General features: G+C 72.5%; 16 protein-coding genes and 1 pseudogene. 10 read left to right on the forward strand and 7 right to left on the reverse strand.

Translation table 11 applies throughout. The features are described 5' to 3' along the window. Nucleotides 1-208: 208 nt before the first annotated feature. Nucleotides 209-1,300: an amidohydrolase family protein gene (locus Scani_RS26030; RefSeq protein WP_159482375.1), complete on the reverse strand. Its 1,092-nt coding sequence runs from the start codon at nt 1,298-1,300 to the stop codon at nt 209-211. Nucleotides 1,301-1,875: 575 nt separating this feature from the next. Between Scani_RS26030 and ectA the strand changes: the two genes are divergently transcribed. The 4 genes from ectA (at nt 1,876) to thpD (ending at nt 5,323) form a co-directional block, all read left to right on the forward strand. Then, complete coding sequence (gene ectA, locus Scani_RS26035) at nt 1,876-2,442, forward strand: diaminobutyrate acetyltransferase (RefSeq protein WP_159480256.1); 567 nt, start codon at nt 1,876-1,878, stop codon at nt 2,440-2,442. Between the two features lie 136 nt (nt 2,443-2,578). After that, a complete protein-coding gene (ectB, locus tag Scani_RS26040; RefSeq protein ID WP_159480257.1) occupies nt 2,579-3,847 on the forward strand; it encodes a diaminobutyrate--2-oxoglutarate transaminase in 1,269 nt (422 codons plus the stop codon). A 46-nt stretch (nt 3,848-3,893) separates the two neighbouring features. Beyond that, a complete protein-coding gene (locus tag Scani_RS26045; protein WP_159480258.1) occupies nt 3,894-4,310 on the forward strand; it encodes an ectoine synthase in 417 nt (138 codons plus the stop codon). Between the two features lie 113 nt (nt 4,311-4,423). Further along, on the forward strand, nt 4,424-5,323 hold the full coding sequence (gene thpD / locus Scani_RS26050; protein ID WP_159480259.1) for an ectoine hydroxylase: 900 nt from the start codon (nt 4,424-4,426) through the stop codon (nt 5,321-5,323). Between the two features lie 149 nt (nt 5,324-5,472). On the opposite strand, the gene Scani_RS26055 is transcribed toward thpD, so the two are convergent. From Scani_RS26055 to Scani_RS26065, 3 genes are all read right to left on the reverse strand, one after another. Continuing rightward, entirely contained in the window at nt 5,473-6,543 is a 1,071-nt protein-coding gene (locus tag Scani_RS26055) for an alkene reductase (protein ID WP_159480260.1), read from the reverse strand. 93 nt (nt 6,544-6,636) lie between these two features. Next, a complete protein-coding gene (locus tag Scani_RS26060) occupies nt 6,637-7,698 on the reverse strand; it encodes an aminotransferase class V-fold PLP-dependent enzyme (RefSeq protein WP_159480261.1) in 1,062 nt (353 codons plus the stop codon). Nucleotides 7,699-7,811: 113 nt separating this feature from the next. Continuing rightward, nucleotides 7,812-8,516, reverse strand: coding sequence for a DsbA family oxidoreductase (locus Scani_RS26065; protein ID WP_159480262.1), 705 nt, complete (start codon nt 8,514-8,516; stop codon nt 7,812-7,814). Nucleotides 8,517-8,595: 79 nt separating this feature from the next. On the opposite strand from Scani_RS26065, the gene Scani_RS26070 reads away from it, so the two are divergent. Next, nucleotides 8,596-9,276 carry a class I SAM-dependent methyltransferase gene (locus Scani_RS26070; protein ID WP_159480263.1) on the forward strand — a complete coding sequence of 227 codons (681 nt, stop codon included), beginning with the start codon at nt 8,596-8,598 and terminating at the stop codon, nt 9,274-9,276. On the opposite strand, the gene Scani_RS26075 is transcribed toward Scani_RS26070, so the two are convergent. Together Scani_RS26075 and Scani_RS26080 are read right to left on the reverse strand one after the other, a co-directional pair. After that, entirely contained in the window at nt 9,236-9,769 is a 534-nt protein-coding gene (locus Scani_RS26075) for a GNAT family N-acetyltransferase (RefSeq protein ID WP_159480264.1), read from the reverse strand. The two genes, Scani_RS26070 and Scani_RS26075, sit on opposite strands and share 41 nt — an antisense overlap. A gap of 5 nt (nt 9,770-9,774) precedes the next feature. Next, on the reverse strand, nt 9,775-11,316 hold the full coding sequence (locus tag Scani_RS26080) for an aldehyde dehydrogenase (NADP(+)) (protein WP_159480265.1): 1,542 nt from the start codon (nt 11,314-11,316) through the stop codon (nt 9,775-9,777). Nucleotides 11,317-11,455: 139 nt separating this feature from the next. Here Scani_RS26080 and Scani_RS26085 point away from each other — a divergent pair, with 139 nt between their 5' ends. From Scani_RS26085 to Scani_RS26095, 3 genes are all read left to right on the forward strand, one after another. Further along, the gene (locus tag Scani_RS26085; RefSeq protein ID WP_159480266.1) at nt 11,456-12,226 is read left to right on the forward strand and encodes an IclR family transcriptional regulator; all 771 of its coding nucleotides are present in this window, start codon (nt 11,456-11,458) and stop codon (nt 12,224-12,226) included. Between the two features lie 346 nt (nt 12,227-12,572). After that, nucleotides 12,573-13,820, forward strand: a complete 1,248-nt coding sequence (locus tag Scani_RS26090; protein ID WP_159482376.1) for a sensor histidine kinase — start codon at nt 12,573-12,575, stop codon at nt 13,818-13,820. Further along, the gene (locus Scani_RS26095) at nt 13,817-14,527 is read left to right on the forward strand and encodes a response regulator transcription factor (RefSeq protein WP_159480267.1); all 711 of its coding nucleotides are present in this window, start codon (nt 13,817-13,819) and stop codon (nt 14,525-14,527) included. Before Scani_RS26090 ends, Scani_RS26095 begins: the two co-directional genes overlap by 4 nt. Here the strand turns inward: Scani_RS26095 and Scani_RS26100 are convergent. Next, a pseudogene (locus Scani_RS26100) lies at nt 14,526-14,969 on the reverse strand (dihydrodipicolinate synthase family protein); the annotation flags it as partial. The gene Scani_RS26095 and the pseudogene Scani_RS26100 sit on opposite strands and share 2 nt — an antisense overlap. 251 nt (nt 14,970-15,220) lie before the next feature. Here Scani_RS26100 and Scani_RS26105 point away from each other — a divergent pair. Then, nucleotides 15,221-16,039 carry an NAD-dependent epimerase/dehydratase family protein gene (locus tag Scani_RS26105; protein ID WP_159480268.1) on the forward strand — a complete coding sequence of 273 codons (819 nt, stop codon included), beginning with the start codon at nt 15,221-15,223 and terminating at the stop codon, nt 16,037-16,039. A gap of 174 nt (nt 16,040-16,213) precedes the next feature. Then, nucleotides 16,214-16,486: a GlsB/YeaQ/YmgE family stress response membrane protein gene (locus tag Scani_RS26110; protein WP_159480269.1), complete on the forward strand. Its 273-nt coding sequence runs from the start codon at nt 16,214-16,216 to the stop codon at nt 16,484-16,486. Nucleotides 16,487-16,492: the final 6 nt, after the last annotated feature.

Consider the following 16,492-nt stretch of genomic DNA (forward strand, 5'->3'; position numbering starts at 1 on the left):
CGACCTCGACCCGCACATCGTGTCCGCACGGAGGGTGAACGGGCAGCCACGTGACGTCAGTTCATCCCAATGGGTGGTTTCCGCGCATTTATTCGATTCCTGCGACACGGGGCACCACCCCCGCAACAGCGGCCCCACCGTCCGGGTGACCCGGGTTGACCAGGCCGGTGGCGCCGGGTCACCCCTTCGGGCACCCCGGCGCCACCCCCTAGCCCACGACCTGCCCGCGCAGCACCACCCGCCGCGGCGCGGCCAGCACCCGGACGTCCTCGCGCGGATCGCTCCCGTAGACCACCAGGTCCGCCGGAGCGCCCTCGGTGAGGCCGGGGCGGCCGAGCCACTCCCTGGCACCCCAGGTGGTGGCGGAGAGGGCCGCCACGGCGGGCAGACCGGCCCGGGTCAGCTCGGCGACCTCCTCGGCGACCAGGCCGTGGGCGAGCGAGCCGCCGGCGTCCGTACCGGCGAAGACGGGCACGCCCGCGTCGTAGGCCGCCCGTACGGTGTCGTAGCGGCGCGCGTGCAGGCGCCGCATATGGTCCGCCCAGCGCGGGAACTTCCCCGCGCCGCCGTCCGCGAGCCGCGGGAACGTGGCGATGTTGACGAGCGTGGGCACGATGGCCACGCCCCGCTCCGCGAACAGCGGGATGGTGTCCTCGGTGAGCCCGGTGGCGTGCTCGATGCAGTCGATGCCGGCCTCGACGAGCGGGGCGAGGGTGTCCTCGGCGAAACAGTGGGCCGTGACCCGGGCGCCCAGCCGGTGGGCCTCGGCGATGGCCGCCTCGACCGCGCCACGGGGCCAGCAGGCCTCCAGATCGCCCGTGGAGCGGTCGATCCAGTCGCCGACGAGCTTGACCCAGCCGTCGCCGCGGCGGGCCTCCTGGGCGACGTAGGCGACCAGGTCCTCGGGCTCGATCTCGTGCGCGTAGTTGCGGATGTAGCGCTTGGTACGGGCGATGTGGCGGCCGGCGCGGATGATCCGCGGCAGATCCTCGCGGTCGTCGACCCAGCGGGTGTCGGAGGGGGATCCGGCGTCGCGGATCAGCAGCGTGCCGGCGTCACGGTCGGTGAGCGCCTGTTTCTCACTGGTGGGGGCGTCCACCGGGCCGTGTGCGTCCAGGCCCACGTGGCAGTGGGCGTCGACCAGGCCGGGCAGCACCCAGCCCGTCACGGTGGTGGCATCCCGTGCCATGGCCGGCCGGTCGAAGGTGACCCGGCCGCCGACGACCCACAGCTCGTCGCGCACGTCGTCCGGCCCGACGAGGACCCTCCCCTTGAGGTGCAGCACCGCACCTTCGCTCATGGACGTCATACAGGCACTTTAGGCGGCGTCACACCGCGTACGGACGCGGCGGTCGCGCGCGCTGTGCGTCCGCATTCCCCCGGCCGTTTCCCGGAAAGCCGTCACCCCGCCGCACTTTTCGCCGCCGTCGCTCTCCGTAGAGAATCCGTACGTTCCGTGCACGGCTTTGCATACGCCCCCCACACGCTTCCGGACATCATCCGGCGCATGTTCTCGGAAGTCTTGCCACGGGCTTGCCGCACAGGTTTCGATGGGCCTTGCGCCGAACCTTCAGGGGGCGAATTCCCATTTCCTTGGAGTACAGCTTCCCGTATTCTTCTGCCCGCTTTTCTGCACCTCAAACGCCAAGATTTTGCGGGTGGCAAGTTCCGTAATTCGGACGGATCTCGTGGGTGTTACGGAGCTGTGACCGACTACACAACGTGTCCGTTTTACCCCGAACATCCTGGTCAAATGAGGGCATACCGCGGTGGCATCGCGCGGACGGGCGCCCCCGCGCGATAACACATCTTCGGCGCTTCCGTAACCCCTGCCCACGATGCAATTTCCTTTTTCCCTGGGTAAATTTAATTTCTATGACCGCCGCACAAGCAGACCATGCAGGTGCCCGAAGCGATATCAGAGAATTTCCGGAGGGCTTCAAGCTCGACACCCCACGCGTGGAGGACGGAGCCGCGATCTGGCGTATCGCCCGCGACTCGAAGGCGCTGGACCTCAACTCCTCCTACAGCTACCTCCTGTGGTGTCGCGACTTCGCCGCCACCTCCGTAGTCGCGCGCGACGCGGAGGGCGAGCCGGCCGCCTTCGTCACCGGATACATCCGCCCCGAGCGCCCGGACACCCTCGTCGTCTGGCAGGTCGCCGTCGACGACGCGCACCGTGGCCAGGGGCTCGCGGCCGCGCTCCTGGACGGGCTCAGCGCCCGGGCCGGGAAGGAGCTGGGCATGCGTTTCGTCGAGACCACCATCACCCCCGACAACGCCGCGTCCAACCGGTTGTTCGCGTCCTTCGCCGAGCGGCACTCAGTGCCGATCAAGCGTGAGGTGCTCTTCGACGCGGGGCTGTTCCCGGAGCAGGGCCACGAGCCGGAGGTACTGCACCTCATCGGCCCGTTCGAGCCACCAGCCCGCCCGGAGCACTGACGCCCCAGGACCGCTGCGGCCCCCGTGCCGCAGTGGCCACGCGGGACCCGGCACCACACCCGTGACACCGCCGGTACCGCCCAGCCCCCACAGACTTCCTGATCCTTTTTCGCCACTCATCTCCCAGGAGCATGTTGTGACCATCACCCAGCCCGACCTGAGCGTCTTCGAGACCGTGGAGTCCGAGGTCCGCAGCTACTGCCGTAGCTGGCCCACCGTGTTCGACCGCGCGCAGGGCAGCCGCATGACCGACGAGGACGGCCACACCTACCTCGACTTCTTCGCCGGGGCCGGATCGCTCAACTACGGCCACAACAACCCGGTCCTCAAACGCGCCCTGATCGACTACATCGAGCGGGACGGCGTCACCCACGGCCTGGACATGTCCACCACGGCCAAGCGGGCGTTCCTGGAGTCCTTCCAGAACATCATCCTGCGGCCGCGCGACCTGCCCTACAAGGTCATGTTCCCGGGCCCGACGGGCGCCAACTCCGTCGAGGCCGCGCTCAAGCTGGCCCGTAAGGTCAAGGGCCGCGAGTCGATCGTGTCCTTCACCAACGCCTTCCACGGCATGTCGCTGGGCGCCCTCGCCGTCACCGGCAACTCCATGAAGCGGGCCGGCGCCGGCATCCCGCTGGTGCACGGCACCCCGATGCCGTTCGACAACTACCTCGAGGGCACCTACCCGGACTTCCTGTGGTTCGAGCGGCTGCTGGAGGACCAGGGCTCCGGCCTGAACACCCCCGCCGCCGTGATCGTCGAGACGGTCCAGGGCGAGGGCGGCATCAATGTCGCCCGCGCCGAGTGGCTGCGCGCCCTCGCCGACCTCTGCGAGCGCTGGGACATGCTGCTCATCGTCGACGACATCCAGATGGGCTGCGGCCGTACGGGTGCCTTCTTCTCCTTCGAGGAGGCGGGCATCGTGCCGGACATCGTCACCGTCTCGAAGTCCATCAGCGGCTACGGCCTGCCGCTCGCGCTGACCCTGTTCAAGCCTGAGCTGGACATCTGGGAGCCGGGCGAGCACAACGGCACCTTCCGCGGCAACAACCCCGCGTTCGTCACCGCCGCCGCCGCGCTGGACACCTACTGGGCCGACGGCCAGATGGAGAAGCAGACTCTCGCCCGCGGTGAGATCGTCGAAGCACACCTGAAGGCCATCGTCGAGGAGCACCCCGAAGCCATCGCCGAGTACCGCGGCCGCGGTCTCGTGTGGGGCCTGGAGTGCATCGACAAGAGCCTTGCCAACAAGATCGCCAAGCGCGCCTACGAGCTGGGTCTGCTGATCGAGACCTCCGGCCCGGAGAGCGAGGTCGTCAAGCTGCTTCCCGCGCTGACGACCACACCCGAGGAGCTGGACGAGGGCCTTCGCGTCCTCGCCCGCGCGGTCCGCGACTGCGCCTGACCACTCCAGAGCTCCTTACCGTTCCACAGAAAGGCACCGAGTCACCGTGATCGTCCGATCCTTCAAGGACATCGAGGGCACCGACCGCCACGTCAAGGCCAAGTCCGGTACCTGGGAGAGCAAGCGCATCGTGCTCGCCAAGGAGCGCGTGGGCTTCTCGCTCCACGAGACCACCCTGTACGCCGGAACCGAGACGTCGATGTGGTACGCGAACCACATCGAGGCCGTACTGTGCGTAGAGGGTGAAGCCGAGCTCACCAACGACGAGACCGGCGAGAAGCACACCATCACGCCGGGCACGATGTACCTGCTCGACGGGCACGAGAAGCACACGATGCGGATCAAGGAGGACTTCCGCTGCGTGTGTGTCTTCAACCCGCCGGTCACCGGCCGCGAGGACCACGACGAGAACGGGGTCTACCCGCTGCTGACCGAACCGGAGTCGGAGCCCGAGACGGTCTGAGGCGTCCCCCTCCCCCGGCTACCGCTGGGAGGTGTCCCCGCCCCCCGTCCGGAAGCGCTGAGGAAGGCACCACGCACGACAGATTCCGTACGAGAGGAGAGGAAGGCAACACCATGACCACCGCACCCGAGCGCACCACCGACCTGTATCCGACCCGCGGGACCTCCGAGGTCATCACCCCGCGGAAGGACCCGGTGGTGTGGTCGCAGCCCGGAACGGCCGGACCCTTCCGGTCGTCCGAGCTGAGCGACTTCGAACGCGACGGCTTTTTCGCCATCGGGGAGCTGCTGACGGCGGAAGAAGTCGCGGTGTACCGCGCCGAACTGGACCGTCTCGTCCTCGACCCGACGATGCGCGCCGACCCGCGCTCCATCGTCGAGCCGAAGTCACAGGACGTACGGACCGTGTTCGAGGTGCACAAGATCAGCGAGGTGTTCGCCAAACTGGTCTCCGACCCGCGCGTGGTCGGTCGTGCCCGGCAGATCCTCGGCTCGGACGTCTACGTCCACCAGTCACGGATCAATGTGAAGCCCGGCTTCGGTGCCTCCGGCTTCTACTGGCACTCGGACTTCGAGACCTGGCACGCCGAGGACGGTCTGCCGAACATGCGCACCGTGTCGGTCTCGATCGCGCTGACGGAGAACTACGACACCAACGGCGGCTTGATGATCATGCCCGGCTCGCACCAGCACTTCGTGGGCTGTGAGGGCGCGACGCCGAAGGACAACTACAAGCGGTCGCTGCAGATGCAGGACGCGGGCATCCCGTCGGACGAGGTGCTGACGAAGATGGCGGACAAGCACAGCATCCGCCTCTTCACGGGCAAGGCCGGTTCGGCGACGTGGTTCGACTGCAATGCCATGCACGGCTCGGGTGACAACATCACGCCGTACCCGCGCAGCAATGTCTTCATCGTCTTCAACAGCGTGGACAACGAAGCGGTGGAGCCGTTCGGGGCGCCGGTCCGGCGCCCGGAGTACATCGGAGCCCGGGACTTCACGCCGGTGAAGTAGGCACGGCGAAGGACGGGTGGCGCGGCTGCCGCACAGCAGGGTCTGTGCGGCAGCCGCGCTCGTGCGACCGGCGGCTTCCGGGCGCGCCGGTGCGGGCGGGAGGCACCGGGCGCGCCGGATCCGTCCCGCCCGTCCGGCCGGCGGTTTCCTCAGGCGTCCAGCGCCGGGTAGTCGAGGTAGCCGGTGTCGTCGCCGCCGTAGAAGCTCTCCCGGACGGGGGTGTTGAAGGGGCCGCCGCGCGCGAGCCGCCGGGGCAGGTCGGGGTTGGCGAGGAACTGCCGCCCGAAGGCCAGCAGATCGGCCGTGCCGTCCTCGATCAGGGGCAGGTCCTCGGGGCCGGTGGGGCGCCCGTCGTCGGCCGGGTTGAGGACGAAGGTCCCGGTGAAGTGCTTGCGCAGCCGGGCGATCAGCTCGTGGTCGGGGACGTCGCACAGGTGCAGATAGGCCAGGCCGAGCGGCTCGACGGCCTGCAGCAGCGCGGTGTAGAGCGGCTCGGGGTCGGGCTCCTCGATGCCGTTGAAGGGGTTGCCCGGGGAGAGCCGCAGGCCGGTGCGGTGTGCGCCGACCGCCTCGGCCACCGCCCGGGTGACCTCGACGGCGAAGCGGATGCGGCCCTCGGTCGAGCCGCCCCAGTCGTCGGTGCGCAGATTGCTGTGGGGGGCCAGGAACTGGTGCACGAGGTAGCCGTTGGCGCCGTGGATCTCCACCCCGTCGAAGCCCGCCTCGACGGCGTTGCGGGCGGCGGCCGCGAACTGGGCGACGGTGGTGCGGATCTCGGCGTCGGTGAGCTCGTGCGGGGTGACGCAGTCCTTCATGCCGTCCTCGGTGAAGACCTGGCAGGCCGCGGCCACCGGGGACGGGCCGACCGGGATCAGCCCGTCCGGCAGCAGCACCGGGTGGCCGATCCGGCCGCCGTGCCACAGCTGCGCGAAGATCCGGCCGCCGGCGGCGTGCACCGCGTCGGTCACCCGGCGCCAGCCGGCGATCTGCTCGGGCGTGTGCAGCCCGGGGGTGAAGGGGTAGCCCTGGCCCACGACGCAGGTCTGGCTGGCCTCGGTGACGATCAGCCCGGCCGAGGCGCGCTGGGTGTAGTACGTGACCATCGAGTCGGTCGGCACCCCACCGCCCCGAGTGGCCCGGTTGCGGGTCATCGGGGCCATGACGATGCGGTTGGCGAGCGGGATGCCGGCGAGGTCGACGGGGTCGAACGCGGTGGTCACTGAGGGCCTCTCAACTGCTCTGTGGAACAAGATCGTTGCCCATTACATCAGCTTCCTCGGGGCCCCCGCGTCCGCCCCGTGTCCCCGGCCGCGCTACCCCAGCAGGCTCAGCAGCCGGTCCACGTCATCGGTCGAGTTGTAGAGGTGGAAGGCCGCGCGCAGCAGTCCGCCGCGCACCGAGACCCGCACGCCCGCCGCCGCCAGCCGGTCCTCCGCGTCCGCGAGGCCGGGGGTGGAGACGATCGCCGAGCCGGGCGCGGGGCGGGGCGTATGACCGCGCTCGGCCAGCCCCGCGCGGTAGCGGTCGGCGAGCGCGGTGTTGTGGGCGTGGACGGCGGACACGCCCAGCTCCTCGAGGAGGCTGAGGGAGTGCTCGGCGCCGATGTAGGAGAAGTAGGCGTGCGGTTCGTCGAAGCGCCGGGCGGTGGCCGCCGGCTGGATCAGCCCGTAGTTGGACTCGCCGATGTCCTCCCCCGCGACCCAGCCCGCGTGGAGTGCAGCGGGCCACTCCTCGCCCCGCCCGACGTCGCCGCCGAACGCCATGAAGGTCGCCCCGCGCGGGCACAGCAGCCACTTGAAGGCACCGGCGACGACGAAGTCGAAGTCCGCGGCGCGCAGCGGCAGCCAGCCGGCGGACTGGGTGATGTCCAGATAGGTGCGCGCCCCGTGGGCCCGGGCGGCCTCGCGGATTGCCGCCAGGTCGGCGATCCGGCCGTCGAGGGACTGCACGGCACTGAAGGCGACCAGCGCGGTGCCGGGGCGCACCGCATCGGCGAGCGCCTCCAGCGGCACGGTGCGCAGCTTGATTCCCGGGTGGGCGGCGAGCGGATTGACCAGCGAGCTGAAGTCGCCTTCGGGAGCGAGCACTTCGGCTCCCGCCGGGAGCGAGGCGGCGACGAACGCGGACTGCACCGCGACCGAGCTGCCGACGGCGACCCGGTCGGCGGGGACGTCCAGCAGCCGGGCGAAAGCGGCCCGGGAGGCCGTGGCGGCACCGAGGTAGTCGCGGCCCATGGTGCCGTAGGAGGCGGACTCGTCGAGGGCCGCGCGCACGGCGGCGGCGCTGCGCCGGGGAAGGAGTCCGCTGGAGGCGGAGTTCAGATACGTCGTCTCGGGGGCGAATTCGTCCCCGCCGAGTGGTTCGAGTCGCTGCATGCCCCCACTGTGCGCGGCGAACTGCGCCGCGTCCATGGCGAATCCGCTGGGCCGGCCCGCAAGCGTTCCTTATCGGCGCAGGTCACGAGGGGTGCGAGCGAGCCGGCCCACGCTCACTTCCCGGGCACGGCGCAGCCGTCGTCGCCGCACACCCCGGCCCCGTCGGCCGCCGGGACCAGCACCGGCCGGTCGGCGTGCGCGCGCTCCAGCGCCTGTCGGAAGACCTCGGCGGGCTGGCCGCCGGAGATGCCGTAGCGGCGGTCGATGACGAAGAACGGCACGCCGGTGGCGCCCAGCTCCGCGGCCTCGCGCTCATCGGCGCGCACCTCCTGTGCGTACGCCCCGGGGTCGGCGAGCACCCGGTCGGCCTCCTCGGCGGGCAGCCCCGCGCACACGGCGATCTCGCGGAGCACGGCGGGGTCGCCGAGCGTCCTGGCCTCGGCGAAGTTGGCGCGGTAGAAGGCGTCGAGCAGGGTGTGGTGGACGCCGTGCGCGGCGGCGGCGTGCAGCAGCCGGTGCAGGTCGAAGGTGTTGCCGTGGATCCGGTCGGAGCGGTAGTCCAGCCCCTCCCCGGCCGCCGCCTCGGCGACCCTGGCCTCCATCGCCTCGGCCTGCTCGCGGGTCACGCCGTACTTCGTGGCGAGCATGTCGAGCACCGGGACGTCGGTGGCGGCCGGTGCGTTCGGGTCCAGCTCGAAGGAGCGGTGCACCACCTCGACACCGTCGCGGTGCGCGAAGGCGGCGAGCCCGGCCTCGAAGCGGGCCTTGCCGATGTAGCACCAGGGGCAGGCGATGTCGGACCAGATTTCGACGCGCATGTGCTGACTTTCCTCGTCATGGATGTGTCCCGGTGCAACCTCGGGGGGCGGCGGGCTATTCCGTGGGTAGCGTCCCGGCATGACCTCGCCACAGGAATTCCTCGGCTTCTGGGAGACGACCGGGTCCGCGAAGACCTTCACCCATCCGCTCGATCCGGCGCTGCTGGACGCCTACGTGCCGCGGAGCGCGCGGATGCTGGACTACGGCTGCGGCTACGGGCGGCTGACCGCCGAGCTGACCGGGCTCGGCTACCGCGCGGTGCGCGGGGTGGACGTCTCGGCGGCGCTGATCGCACGGGGGCGGCGCGAGCACCCGGAGCTGGAGCTCATGCGGTGCCCCGGGTTCCCGTTGCCGTTCGAGGACGGTGCCTTCGACGCGGCGCTGCTGTTCGCGGTGCTCACCTGCGTACCCGCGGACGCGGACCAGACGGCGATCGCCGGGGAGCTGGGGCGGCTGGTGCGGCCCGGCGGGGTGCTGTACCTGAGCGATGTGCCGCTGCAGGACGATGCGCTCAACCGGGAGCGGTATGCCCGGTTCGCGGAGCGCTACGGGACGTACGGGGTCTTCGAGACGCCCGATGGCGGGGTGTTCCGGCACCATCCGCCGGAGCGGCTGCGCGGGCTGCTGCGGGAGGCCGGCTTCTCGGTGCGCAAGGAGCGGGTGGGCGTGGTGGGCACGCTGGACGGGCGGACGGCGGAGCGGCTGCAGATCATCGCCGTCAGGGAGCCGGAGCCGTCGCCAGGTCCAGCGTCAGGGTGAGGTGGGTGGCGTCCGGGGCGGGGCGGCGGTCCGGGTCGGGGCGCCAGCCGAGGCCCGCGTAGAAGGCGCGGGCGCGGTGGTTGTGCCAGAGCACGTCGAGGGCGGCGCGGGAGTAGCCGGCCGTGCGCCAGGCCCGCAGGCAGGAGGTGTGCAGGGCGCGGCCGATGCCGGTGCCCCAGTGGCCGGGGTCGACATGGAGCTGGTGGAGCGTGACGGCCGGCCGGCCGTCGTCGTCGCGCCGGCGGTAGGAGGCCGCGCCGACGACCGCGCCGTGCCGTGCGGCGCACAGTACGGGGGTGTCGTCGCCCTCCAGGACGCGGGACCAGGCGTCGTGCCAGCGGAGCTGCTCGGCCGGGGCGTCGAAGGGGGTGTCCGGGAACCGGGCGCGGTGCAGAGCGGCGCGGGCACCGGTGTGCAGGGCGGCGATCGCGGCCAGGTCCGCACGGGTCGCGTCGCGGACCTGGCACGCGGCGGCGTCGGTGGTGGGGCGCACGGTGCCTAGGCGCCCTCGGCGCGGTCGTCGACCCGGCGCGGCAGGCCGAGCGGATTGTCCTCGCGCAGCTCGGGCGGCAGCAGCGCGGCGGGGGCGTCCTGGTAGGCGACCGGGCGCAGCCAGCGCTCGACGGCGGTGCCGCCCACGGAGGTGGAGGTGGACGTGGTGGCCGGGTAAGGGCCGCCGTGGTGCTGGGCGGGGGCGACCGCGACACCGGTCGGCCAGCCGTTGACGACCACCCGGCCGGCGAGCGGGGTGACCTCGGCCAGCAGCCGGGCGCCGCGGCCCTCGTCGTCGGTGCCGGCGCTCTCCGCGGCACCGAGCTGCAGGGTCGCGGAGAGGTTGCCGGGGAGCCGGGCGAGTACGGCGCCGATCTCGGCCTCGTCGGTGTAGCGGGCGACGACGGTGACCGGGCCGAAGCACTCCTCCAGGAGGAGGTCGTGCGGGCCTTCGGAGGCGAGGCGGGCGGCGGGGACGGCGAGGAAGCCGGCGCTGACGGTGTGCTCGCCGCCCGCGCCCGGTGTCACCGGGGCCTCGACGTCGGGGAGCTCGGCGCGGGTGCGGACCCCGTCGAGGAAGGCCTCGCGCATCCGCTGGTCGAGCAGCACCCCGGCCTCGGTGTCGCTGACCGCGGCGGTCAGCGACGTCAGCAGCCGGTCGCCCACCTCTCCCCCGGGCGCCAGGACCAGGCCCGGCTTGACGCAGAACTGGCCGACGCCGAGCGTCATCGCACCGGCCAGCCCGGCGCCGATCTGCTCGGCGCGTTCCCCGGCGGCGGCCTCGGTGATCACGACGGGGTTGAGGCTGCCCAGCTCGCCGTGGAAGGGGATGGGGTGCGGGCGGGCCGCGGCCGCGTCGTACAGGGCGCGGCCGCCGCGCACCGAGCCGGTGAACCCGGCCGCGGTGATCAGCGGGTGGCGCACCAGGTCGATACCGGCCTGGAAGCCGTGCACCAGGTTCAGCACGCCCTCCGGCAGGCCGACCTCGGCGGCGGCCCGGCGCAGCAGCGCGGCACATAGCTCAGAGGTGGCCGGGTGGTCCGGGTGCGCCTTGACGACGACGGGGCAGCCGGCCGCGAGGGCGCTGGCGGTGTCGCCGCCGGGCACCGAGAAGGCGAGCGGGAAGTTGCTGGCGGAGTAGACCGCGACCGGACCCAGCGGGATCTTGTAACGGCGCAGGTCGGGCCGGGGCGGGGTGAGGCCGGGGTCGGCGTGGTCGATCCGTACGTCGAGGAAGCCGCCCTCCTCCACGAGGTCCGCGAAGGACCGCAACTGGTAGGTGGTGCGGCCGAGTTCGCCGGTGAGCCGGCCGGGGCCGAGCGCGGTCTCGGCGTCGGCGGCCTCGATGACCGCGTCGCCCGCCTCGTCGAGCAGCTCGGCGGCGCGGCGCAACAGGGCGGCGCGTACGGCACGCTCGGCGAGCGCACCACGGGCGGCGTGGGCCGCGCGGACCACGGAATCCACCTCGTCGGCTGTGGCTTCCACCGCGACCTGTTCCCGCTGCTTCCCGGTTCGGGGGTCGACACTCCAGACTGGTGCTGCTGTCACCGTGCATTCCTCCCGGGCGATGCGCCTGCCGAGTTTTTCCGCGTCCTGCCACCTCAGTGAGCGTTCGATATGCTGAACGCTGTCCCAGATGGTGAACAACTGGGACTCTATGGCTGTCCGAACAGAGGGGTCAAGGGCGATGTCAGCTGCCGAGACCGGTGGATCTCAGGTCAAATCCGCGGTGCGGACGGTGGAGTTGCTCGAGTACTTCGCCCACCGCTCCGGTATGCACAGCCTGGCCTCCGTCCAAGAAGCCGTCGGCTACCCCAAATCCAGCCTCTACATGCTGCTGCGCACCCTGGTCGACCTCGGCTGGGTCGAGACCGACGCCACCGGCACCCGCTACGGTATCGGCGTCCGCGCGCTGCTGGTCGGCACGTCGTACATCGACGGCGACGAGGTGGTGGCCGCGGCCCGGCCGACACTGGACCGGCTCTCGGACGACACCACCGAGACCATCCACCTCGCCCGCCTGGACGGCACCAACGTCGTCTACCTCGCCACCCGCCAGTCGCAGCACTATCTGCGGCCCTTCACCCGCGTCGGCCGGCGGCTGCCCGCGCACTCGACCTCGCTGGGCAAGGCGCTGCTCGCCACGTACACCGACGATCAGGTGCGGGCGATGCTGCCGCCGGCCCTCGCGCAGCTGACCGAGCACACCCTCACCGACCGCGAGCAGCTGATCGAGGAGCTGCACGCGGTGCGCGAGCAGGGCTATGCGGTCGACCGCGAGGAGAACACCCTGGGCCTGCGCTGCTTCGGCGTCGCGATCCCCTACCGCACCCCGGCCCGGGACGCGATCAGCTGCTCGGTGCCGGTGGCCCGGCTGACCCCGGACCATGAGCAGATGATCAAGGACACCCTGTTCGACGCCCGCGACCGGCTGACGCTGGCCACCCGACGGCTGTGAGACGCCTCGGCCGGACGGCAGGGCGTCCCCTCACCCGAGCACGGTTCCCCCTCCCCCGTACGGCGGAGGGGGATCGTCGTCAGGGCCGAGGCGCACCGGGGGCGGCCTCCGGGAGGCTGGACGCCATGAACGCCCGCACCGGCCGCCCCTCATGGGCGCCGCACCCAGGACGCCGCGCCGCCGGTGAGCCGCCCGCACCGCCGAGGCGCCTCGCCCCCGCCGTGCGGAGAACCGCCGGGACGAGGACGGCCCGCGGCGGGGCCCGCTTCTTCGCCGCAGGCGGGGCCGTCCGGTGCGGCTGACCGGCACGCGCTGGGTCCATCTGGTGCTGGGCGGCGCGCTGTTGATGCCGTTCTTCCTGCTGGCCTCGGTCGTGATCCCGCTCCTCGCGGACGGCGCCGACCCGCTGCGCCAGGTGGGCTGGCAGTTCGTCGCGTTCGGCGGTGCGCTGCCGCCGGCCGCGCTCGCCGCCCTGCTCTTCCCGTTGTTGCGGCCGCTGGAGGTGGCCGCCGTACGGTCGTTGTGCGGGGTGCCCGCGGAACGGCTGGCCGAGGGGCCGGCGCTGTCGTGGGCGGCGCGGCGGCGTACGGCGCTGTGGTTCGTGGCGCATCTGCTGGCCGGCGGGATCGTCAGCGGTATGACGCTGGCCGCGCCGCCGGCCGCGGTCCTGCTGCTGTTGCTGCCGTTCTCCGAGCCCCTGCGGCGCGCCGCGCCGGGGTGGCCGGGCACCTTCCACGGCGTACTGGGACCGCTCACGGGGCTGGCGCTGCTGGCCCTGGTGGCCGGCACCGCCCGGGGCGCCGGAGCGCTGCTGGCGCGCTGCGCCCCGGTACTGCTGGGGCCGACGCCCGCCGACCGGCTGGCCGCCGCCGAACGCCGGGCCGCTGATCTGGCGTCCCGCAACCGGCTGGCCCGCGAACTGCACGACGCCGTCGGCCATGCGCTGAGCGCGGTCACCCTCCAGGCGAGCGCGGCCCGCCGGGTCCTGGACGCGGACCCGGAGTTCGCCCGCCGGGCGCTGGCCGCCATCGAGGAGACCACCCGTGAGGCGGTCGCCGAACTGGACACCGTACTGGGCCTGTTGCGGGCGGAGGACGGCACCGGTCCGGACGCGCCCGCACCGGCACTGGACGGCCTGGAGGCGTTACTGGACCGGACCAGGGCGGCGGGCGTGGCGGTCGAGGCGACGGTCGAGGGGCGCTGCGCGGGACTGGCGACGGTGGTCTCGCGGGAGGCCTACCGGATCGTGCAGGAAGGCCTCAGCAATGCGCTGCGGCATGCCGGTCCGGTACCGGTCCGGCTGCGGCTCCGGGTGGACGAGGCGGAGTTGACGATCCGGATGGAGAATCCGGTGGCCGGGCCCGCGGCCGCCCGCTCCGCTTCGGCGGCGCGTCCGGGCGGCGGCAGCGGGCTGCGCGGGATCGCCGAACGCGCCCGGCTGCTGGGCGGCGGGGCGACGGCCGCGGCCCATGACGGGGTATGGCGGCTGACGGTCCGGCTGCCGACGGGGGCGACGACGCGAGGAGCCGAGCAGGGCACGGCCGGGCACACCCGGACCGGGGACGGGGACAGGGACGGGGTGAGCGGTGCATGACCGCACGGCCGGAGAACGATCACGAAACCCACGGCGGGGACGGCCCCCGCCCCTTGCGCATCGTCCTCGCCGACGACGAGCGGATGGTGCGGACGGCGCTGCGCGCGATCCTGGGCGCCGAGGCGGACATGGAGGTCGTCGGCGAGGCGTCGACCGGCGCGGAGGCGGTGCCGCTGATCCGTGCACTGCGCCCGGACATCGTGCTGATGGACGTGCGGATGCCGGAGATCGACGGCATCCGCGCGACCGAGCAGGTGCTCGCCGGGATGCCGGAGCCGCCGCGCATCATCGTGGTGACCACCTTCGAGAACGACGCCTACGTCTATGACGCGCTGCGGGCCGGCGCCGGCGGGTTCCTGCTCAAGCGGTCCGGGGCCGAGGACCTGATCCAGGCCGTACGGCTGGTGGCGCGCAGCGACTCGCTGCTGTTCCCCGCCGCGGTGCGCCGGCTGGCCGCCCGGTACGCCGGGGAGCGGGCCGCGGCCGACGCGGTGCGGACGCTGCGGGCCCGGCTGTCCGAGCGGGAGCGGGCGGTGCTGCGGCTGATGACGGCCGGGCTGACGAACGCCGAGATCGCGGACCGGCTGGGGGTGGGCCCGGCCACGGTCAAGACGCATGTGGCGGGGGTGCTGGCCAAGCTCGGGGTGCGGGACCGGACCCAGGCGGTGATCGCCGCGTACGAGTGCGGGTTCGTCCGTCCGGGGTGAGGGCGGGGGGCGGGGTGGCGGCGGCGAGTTCGGTGTAGTGCCGCAGCAGTCCCTCCTGTCCCGCGACGACGAGGTAGGGCGGCATGGCGAGCAGGCCGTCGGCGCCCGCTTCGTGGGCGAGGCGGGCGAACCGGGCGGCGAGCGCGGTGCCGTAGCCCGCACCGGCGACCACCGGGACCCGGCCCGCGGCCTCCTCGACCGCGGCCGCGACGCAGTCGGCGAACTCCTCGGGGGTGAGCGCATGGAACTCGCCGGTGCCGCAGCAGGCGAAGACGGCGGCGGCGCCCGCGTCGATGCCGGCCCGTACATGGGCGCGAAAGGCCGTCAGGTCCAGGGCGCCGTCGGGCGCGTACGCGGTCACGGGGAAGAACAGCAGGCCGTCGAGGCGGTCGGCGAGGTGGGGGTGCTTCCCAGCGGCGGCTGGGGGAGGGGCTGGGGTCACGGGCTCTCCCTGGCATGCATTTGTGCATGTGCCTGATCAGCGTCCATGTTTCTGAACATGACCACGCTAGAGTAGCGCTTCCGGGCCGGTCAGGGGTCCACAACTGCCGCCCCGCAAGCGGATTCACCAGCCCCGTCAAGCGTGTTGACCGGCCGTCATCCGACTTCCTAGCGTGTCCACACATATGAATGCCGACACATGAATGCCGTCCGCGCATACCGCCGTGCAGTCCAGCCGGAGGAGTACCGCCCATGACCGCACCCCGCACCGTCCTGCTCACCGGCGCCGCCGGCGGGCTCGGCACCCTGATGCGTGAGCTGCTGCCGCCCTACGGGTACCGGCTGCGCCTCTTCGACCAGCGACCTGTGGAGACCGCAGCGGGCGAACCGGACGCGATCACCGCCGGTCTGGCCGACACCCGGGCGCTGCGCGAGGCGGTGCGCGGGGCCGACGCGGTGATCCACCTCGCCGGCATCTCCCTGGAGGCCGGGTTCGAGGAGATCCTGCGCGCCAACATCGAGGGCACCTACCACCTGTACGAGGCGGCGCGCGAGGCCGGCGTCCGCCGTATCGTCTTCGCCTCCTCCAACCACGCCGTGGGCTTCACCCCGCGCCCCGCGGACGGCTCCGGCGCCATCCCCGTCGACACGCCCCGCCGCCCCGACACCTACTACGGGCTCTCCAAGGGCTTCGGCGAGGATCTGGCCTCGCTCTACTGGGATCTGCACGGCATCGAGACCGTCTCGGTCCGCATCGGCTCCTGCTTCCCCGAACCGACCTCGGTCCGGATGCTGTCCATCTGGCTGAGCCCGGCCGACTGCGCACGGCTGCTGCACGCCGCGCTCACCGCGCCGGACGTGGGCCACACCGTCGTCTACGGCTCCTCCGCCAACACCCGCCTGTGGTGGGACCTGTCGACCGCCCGCGCCCTGGGGTACGCACCGCAGGACGACTCCGAGCCGTACGCGGCACGGCTGATCGCCGCGCAGGGCGCACTGGACCCCGAGAACCCCGAACACGCCTTTCTCGGCGGCGCCTTCTGCACCGACCCGCCCCGGTGGCCGCACTGACCGGGCCGTCCCGGTCGCCGTACCGGCCCGTCCGCCGCGGTGGCCGCCGGGGCCGGGCCGCCCGGCCGCGGCAGACGCGGCGGACGTGGCCCCTGCCACCCCGCGGAACCCCCGCCGCCCGCCCGGCGTCCTGGTCTGTGTACCCACCCACCGCTCAGGAACGAGGAACGCATCATGGGCATCGTCAGCTGGCTCGTACTCGGGCTGATCGCGGGCATCATCGCGAAGGTCCTGCTGCCGGGACGGGACCCGGGCGGCATCGTCGGCACGACCCTGATCGGCATCGTGGGGTCCTTCCTCGGCGGCTGGCTCTCCACCAAGTTCCTGCACCGCCCGATCCCCAAGGACTTCGGCGAACCGTCCATGTGGATCGCCTCGATCGCCGGTGCCCTGGTCCTGCTGATCGCCTACCGGCTGCTCTTCGGCAACTCCCGCGAACGCCGATGACCGGGC

The organism is Streptomyces caniferus (assembly GCF_009811555.1).
Classification (GTDB): domain Bacteria; phylum Actinomycetota; class Actinomycetes; order Streptomycetales; family Streptomycetaceae; genus Streptomyces; species Streptomyces caniferus.